This window comes from Pseudomonas sp. (genome assembly GCF_037994325.1).
Taxonomy (GTDB): domain Bacteria; phylum Pseudomonadota; class Gammaproteobacteria; order Pseudomonadales; family Pseudomonadaceae; genus Aquipseudomonas.
In genome coordinates this window covers 1-6137 of the sequence record NZ_JBBNAH010000677.1, presented here as the reverse complement: position 1 = coordinate 6137, position 6137 = coordinate 1, and the positions used below count along the sequence as shown (strand labels likewise).

The 6137-nt window shown below is 60.1% G+C and carries 5 protein-coding genes and 1 pseudogene; 1 reads left to right on the top strand and 5 read right to left on the bottom strand.

Translation table 11 applies throughout. The features are described from left to right. The 5 genes from AAAB16_RS22335 to AAAB16_RS22315 form a co-directional block, all read right to left on the bottom strand. Positions 1-2253, bottom strand: a 2253-nt coding sequence (locus tag AAAB16_RS22335) for an Ig-like domain-containing protein (RefSeq protein WP_340665310.1), incomplete at its 3' end; no start/stop codon positions are given. Then, complete coding sequence (locus tag AAAB16_RS22330) at positions 2181-3716, bottom strand: inverse autotransporter beta domain-containing protein (protein ID WP_340665309.1); 1536 nt, start codon at positions 3714-3716, stop codon at positions 2181-2183. The genes AAAB16_RS22330 and AAAB16_RS22335, both read right to left, overlap by 73 nt. A gap of 244 nt (positions 3717-3960) precedes the next feature. Beyond that, the gene (locus tag AAAB16_RS22325; protein WP_340665308.1) at positions 3961-4647 is read right to left on the bottom strand and encodes a DUF4197 domain-containing protein; all 687 of its coding nucleotides are present in this window, start codon (positions 4645-4647) and stop codon (positions 3961-3963) included. 89 nt (positions 4648-4736) lie between these two features. Further along, positions 4737-5351 (bottom strand): Yip1 family protein, encoded by a 615-nt coding sequence (locus tag AAAB16_RS22320; RefSeq protein WP_340665307.1) that lies wholly within the window; start codon positions 5349-5351, stop codon positions 4737-4739. Positions 5352-5469: 118 nt separating this feature from the next. Beyond that, positions 5470-5787, bottom strand: a complete 318-nt coding sequence (locus AAAB16_RS22315; RefSeq protein WP_340665306.1) for a putative quinol monooxygenase — start codon at positions 5785-5787, stop codon at positions 5470-5472. Positions 5788-5948: 161 nt separating this feature from the next. On the opposite strand from AAAB16_RS22315, the pseudogene AAAB16_RS22310 reads away from it, so the two are divergent. Then, positions 5949-6137, top strand: a pseudogene (locus AAAB16_RS22310) (NADPH quinone reductase MdaB); the annotation flags it as partial.

The following is a 6137-nucleotide window of genomic DNA, read 5'->3' as shown; positions in this document are numbered from 1 at the left end:
ATACAGCACAGTCGCCGCACCGCTGGCCGCGCCCGCCGTTGCCGTAACGTTGGCTTGACCGGCAACAACCGAGCTGGTCAGCACCACGGTGGCAACGCCACTGGCATCGGTGTTTGAGGTTGCACTGGCCAATGAGCCGGCGGTAGTCGTCCAGTTCACCGGCGTACCGGCAGGCATCGGTTTGCCCTTGGTATCCAACACCACGGCTTTTAGCACGCTGGTGCTGGCGCCATTGGCGGTCAGGCTAGTCAGCGACGGCGTGAGCGTAAGTGCGGCCGGAACCGGCGTCAGGTTAACAAATTCGACGTTAAGCGCATTGCCCGCCGCGCCGGCCGCCGCTTGCACGGCAGCAATACCCACTTGGGTTGAGCTGGTCAGCAGCATTTGCGCTACGCCATTGTCATCGGTAACGGAGGTGGCGCTGGCCAGCGTGCCATCGCTGGTTGTCCAGCTCACCGCAACGCCTGCTGCCACCGGGTTGCCGAGGTTATCGCGAACCGTGGCCCGCAACGTTGTGGTACTGCTGCCGTCAGCAGGGACTGATGTCGGATCTGCCGTCAGGCTTAAACCACTGCTGCCCGCCGCTGGCGAACCAGGGATAAAGCGCACATTGGTTTGGTTACTGGCCGTGCCTGTGGTGGCTTGCACGTTCGCAGTGCCGGGCACGGTGGCGGCTGTCAGCACCACCGTGGCCACGCCATTGGCGTCGGTACTTGAGGTTGCGCTACTCAGCGCGCCCAGGTTGGTTGCCCAGTTGACGTTGACGCCAGCTCCCACCGAGTTGCCTTTGGCATCGCGCACGCTGGCAGTCAGGGTGGAGGTGCTAGTGCCATCGGCGGTAAGTGATGCCGGGCTCGCGGCCAAGCTGATGCCATTGTTACCGGAGGCCGGAGTGCCGGGCATAAACACTACGTTGATGCTGTCGTGTGCATGGCCAGTTGTCGCTTGGACGGTGGCGGTGCTACCCAAGGTGCTGGTCAGGGCCATGCTGGCCATGCCGTTGGCGTCGGTGATGGACGTCGCACTGGCAAGCGTGCCCTGACTGGTCGTCCAGTTCACAGCGATGCCCGCACCCACCGCATTACCGTAGGCGTCGCGCACGCTGGCGGTTAGCGCTGTGGTGCCGCTGCCATCGTCGGCACCGACCGCCAGGCTGATACCGTTGCTGCCCACTGCCGGTACGCCGGCATGGAAGGCCACGGACTCGGAGTCGTAGGCGGCACCAGCGCTGGCGTTTACCGTGGCCATTTGGCCGACGGCGGTGGCGGTCAGCAACATGCGGGCTATGCCACTGCTGTCGGTAAGGCTGGTGGTGCCGGCGAGCGCCCCGGCAGTCGTCGCCCAGGTGACCGCTACGCCAGCGCCCACAGGGTTGCCGTATGAATCTTGAACCGTGGCAATCAGCGTCGCGGTGTCGCTGGCAAATGCCGAGGTCACGGTCAGGGCCAGCCCCTGGTTGCCGGCTGCTGGTGCGCCGGGAATAAAGGCGACAGTGGTGGCGTTGTTGGCGCTGCCCGAGGTGGCGTGCAGCGTCGCGCTGCCGGCCTTGGTTGAGCTGGTCAATACAACGCTGGCAATACCGCTGCTGTTGGTGACCGAGGATGGGCTGGCCAGGGTGCCTGCCGAGGTGGTCCAGTTCACCACTGTTCCTGCGCTTACCGGGTTGTTATGGGCATCCAGCACGGTGGCGCTCAGGGTTGTGCTGCTTGTGCCGTCTGCTGTGATTGCTGCGGAAGAAAGCGTCAATTGCAGGCCGCTATTACCTGCTGCCGCTGCACCGGGGGTAAACGTCACGCTGGTGGAGTTATGGGCTTGCCCCGCCGAGGCATCAATGGTGGCCGGCCCCGCGAGAATGGCGCTGGTCAGCACTACGCTAGCAATGCCATTGGCATCGGTATTGGTGGCCGCACTGGCCAGGGCACCAGCGGATGCATGCCAGTTGACCATCACTCCAGCGCCTACCGGATTGCCCTGCTCATCCTGCAGGCTGGCGCGAATAATGGTGCTACTGCTGCCGTTCGCCGTGATCGAAGCGGGATTTGCTTGCAGGCTGATGCCTTTGTTGCCGCTGGCTGGGGCATCGGCAATAAAGTCGACGGTGGTCGAGCTTTTCCCGGAAGCGGCGGACGCCTCAACGGTAGCGGTTCCGGCTTGGGGCGCGCTGGTGAGGGTATTGGTGGCTACACCGTTTGCATTGGTAATAGAGGAAGCGCTGGCCAGCTTACCGGCCGAGGTGGTCCAGTTGACCGACATACCGGCGCCCACCGCTTGGCCTTCGCTGGACTTGATCGTGGTGCGCAAGTGGTGGTACTGAGGCCATTGGCGAGGATGGCCGCCGGTTGCGCCGAGATAGAAAAGTCCACCGCGTGAACGCTTACGGTCATCAAGTTGGAGGTCACGGTGCGGCCGTTTTTATCAATGCCCACTGCCTGCAAACCGTAGGTGTTGGTGAGGCCACTCACGTAGTTGGGCATGTGCAGCGTGGCAGTGCCACTGCCGTCGTAGGGAAGGGCAAAGGCTGCGGCACTGCCAACCCAGTTCAGCGATTGCAAGGCCACCGAGCTGCTTAGGGAAAACTGCACGCTATGCCCCTCTGCGCCGGAGATTTCTTTGGGCAAGCGCATCTGCTCGGCTCGTGCCCTGTTATTCAGCACAATCTCGTTGTTGCGTGCGACCAAGTCGTAACGCATGTTTTCCAGCAGATAACGGGCTTTCATACTGCTTGACGACAACTGCTTGGCCATCGATTCACCGAGGCGATAGGACAGCGTCAGGTTGGCTGAGGTATCGGCCAAGCCACCTTGGCCAATGCGGTGGTTGATGCCCAGCCCGATTAGCGGAATCGGGTTGTAGATCATGCCCAGGGTCAGGGCACGTGGGTTCTCTTGGCGGTCGTTGGCGGAAAACAGGCTGACGCCTTTGCCGTAGTACTGTTCGTAAATCAGCTTGCCACCCAATTGTGGGTAGCTCGGCAAATAACCTTCGGCGCGCACGTCCCACCCTCGGGCGGCGCGCTCCTGATAACCGGCGCGCTCTGGCGTGGTTTTCCACCCCGATAATGGCAGATAGCTGTTGGCGCTGAGTTTGAGATAGTCGGTCCAGGCTTCGACGCCTGCGCCCAAGCGGCCATCTTTGGCGGTGGTATCGCGGTCGTAAAAGCTGTTGGCACCCAGCAGCCAGCCAGCGAAATTGCGGCGGTAGCCGAGGCCAAGATTGAGGGTGTTGCGATAGTTCTCGGTGTAACTGTTGCTGCGGCGAATACCCACCTGGGTGAACAGCAGATCTTTTCCGGCTTGGTAGAAGGGCACCAGCATATCGAGGCTGCCGCCGTGGATCCCGTGTTGGTCGCTTTTGAGTGCCAATTCGGCGGTGATGTGCCGACGCGTAAACCATTGCTCGGCTGCGTCGCTGGCAGCATGGCTGAGCATGCTCGCGCCTTGCGCCACGGCTTGCTCAATGCCCTGAGCGCGATTGCGCAGTGCACTTGGGCCGAGGTCTTGGTCGGTGGCGGCGTGCAACATCCATTCGGGCGTCTGTGTTGCCCGGGAAGCGCTAGCGGTTTTTTGCTGGCTGGTGGCGGCGCTGCCCAGTTCAGGCAACTGCTGGTGACTGTTTGTTGTCGTCGGAGTGGCCGCTGCAAATACCGGCGCGAGTGGGGTAAAGGTGGTGCTTGCTATCAGATAAAGAGCAAGAAGTTTGCGAGGGAGGGGGAACATGGCCAACCACCGGAGCGAAAATTCGGGAGTCGGGATTTTCCGAATCGCGCTAAGGACGCGAGTTAGGACGAAGATTTTCCTTGTGTAGGGTTTTTCTCTCGATGTGCTAACGCGGTTATTTTTTGATCGTTGAGTGTTTGAAAGTTAAACAACAAAAAGCCCAGCGAATTGGCTGGGCTTCGGTCGATGCTTTTGTAGGATGGGCTGTGCGCAGCCTGTGCGGATCAGAGCACCTACGCAACAATCACAACGCGCCAAACACCTTCTTGGCCAAGCTGGTGGCCGCTGCTGCCGGGTTTTGGCGAATGCTTTCTTCCTGTTTGGCGATCATTTCAAACAGACCATCCAGCGCTTTTTCGGTTACGTAGCTTTCAATATTGACGCTTTTCGCATCAATGGCGCCGAGGCTGGCGGCTTGCCCGGCGAGGGCGTTGTATTGCTTGGCCAGGCCCACTTTGTCGGTGGCTTGTTTAACGATGGGCAGAAACTTGGCGCGGATTTGTTCGCGGCTGGTTTTGTTCAGGTATTGAGTGGCGGCGTCATCTTTGCCGGCCAGAATGCCTTTGGCGTCTTGCACGGTCATTTTTTTCACGGCGTCGACTAGCAGCGCTTGGGCTTGCGGCACGGCAGCTTCGGCGGCTTTGTTCATGCTGGTTTCCAGCTCGTCAACCTGGGCGCCCATGCCCATCATTTTCATGGCCTTGGCGGCTTTACCCAGTTTGCCGGGTAGCTCAATGCGCACTTCATCGTTGTTGCTGAAACCACCGGGGGTGCCCAGCTGTTTTACGGCGATTTGCGCGCCTTGGGTCAGGGCATCTTTCAGGCCGGCGCTGGCATCGCCTTGGGACAGGTCACTGATGGACAGGGCAAACGCGTTGGCAGACAGCAGCAGGCCTGCTGCAAGGGTAGCGAGGGAGGCGGAGCGGAGCATGGGGCACATCCTTTTGTGGAGAATGTGCCCGAGCTTAGCGGACTCAACCGTTCGCGCAAACCCGCGAGCACGGCTGGTAGGTGAGTGGGTTAGCCACCAAGCGGGCCGCGCAGGTATTCCGGCGACAGGTTGTTGTACCAGAACAAAATCGCCGAAACCAAAATGGTCACCAGCAACAGCAGGCCCACGGCCCATACGCAGGAGGCAAATAGAAACCCCTGTTCCTGCTTGCGGCGCATAAAGGTGGGTAGGCCGACAAACAGCAGAAAGGTCGAGTAGGCACAGGCCGCCATTAGCACCGCGACCGCCAGCCAGCGGCTGGGGTAGAGCGCCGCGAGCCCGGCAACGTACAACGGCGTGGCGGTGTAAGCGGCAAAGCCGATGCACTGGTTTAGCGTCGGGCGGGCATCAAAGGAACGTGACATCCAGCGAATAAATACGCCCATCAGTGCGGTGCCGAGCAGGATCGCGCCGTACACCATGGCGCTGAGCAGCAGCGCACTGTCGGCGCTCAGGCGCACGGTTTCGTTTTCAGCCAGGCTCCAGCCTACGCGGGTGGTGCCAATAAACAGGGCGAAGGGCGGAATCAGCCCGAGAAAAATCAGATGGGGCAAGTAATTGCGGGGCTTTTGCTCTTCTTCTTTGCGGATTTCCGTCCAGCTCTGTTCGGGCTGGGTGAAGAGTTTGATCAGGTGCGTGCTCATTATTGGAGTCCTCGCGCAGGTCGGTGCAACGGGTCGGTGCAACACAGCGTAAGTCGACCGGTTACAGGTTTAGACGCGACCTGCCCTGAGGGTTTCAAGTGTTTTTCCGGCGCCCGGCTCAGCGGTTGGCAGAGGACGGGCTAAGCATGTCGATCAGGCGGATATCAAAATCGCGCGTCAGGTAGTCCATACGCTGCTCGGCGAAACGCTGCATATGCGGCAAGGCCGAGTGCACATCGAGGTGGGCTTTGCTCTGCCAGATTTCGTAAAAGATAAACAGCGTTGGGTCTTGGCGGTCGCGCAGCATGTGGTACTCGATGCAGCCAGGTTCGGCACGACTGGGTTCGACATAGGCGCCGAATAGGGCCTGAAATTCGTCTGCCTTTTCCGCCTTGGTATGGGCGTGAAGGATAAAACCGTAGGGTTGCTCGCTCATGGGTCAATGCTCCGGGAGAAAGGATTGGCACATTTTAATGAGGGAGTGGTGCTGTAATTCGTGATTTTTACGCAAATATCATTTGCGCCACGCCTGGTTTTTCCCCGCTCCTCGCGCAGGTAACCTGCCGGCCATTCTTCACTCCCATACGGATTTCTCTCATGAAAAAGATCCTTCTGCTCAATGGCGGCAAACAGTTCGCCCACTCCGATGGCCGCTACAACCAAACCTTGCACGACGCTGCCCTTAGCTACCTCGACCGCGCTGGTTTTGATGTAAAAGCCACCTTTATCGACGGCGGCTACGACCTTGCCGAAGAGGTACAAAAATTCCTCTGGGCCGACGTGGTC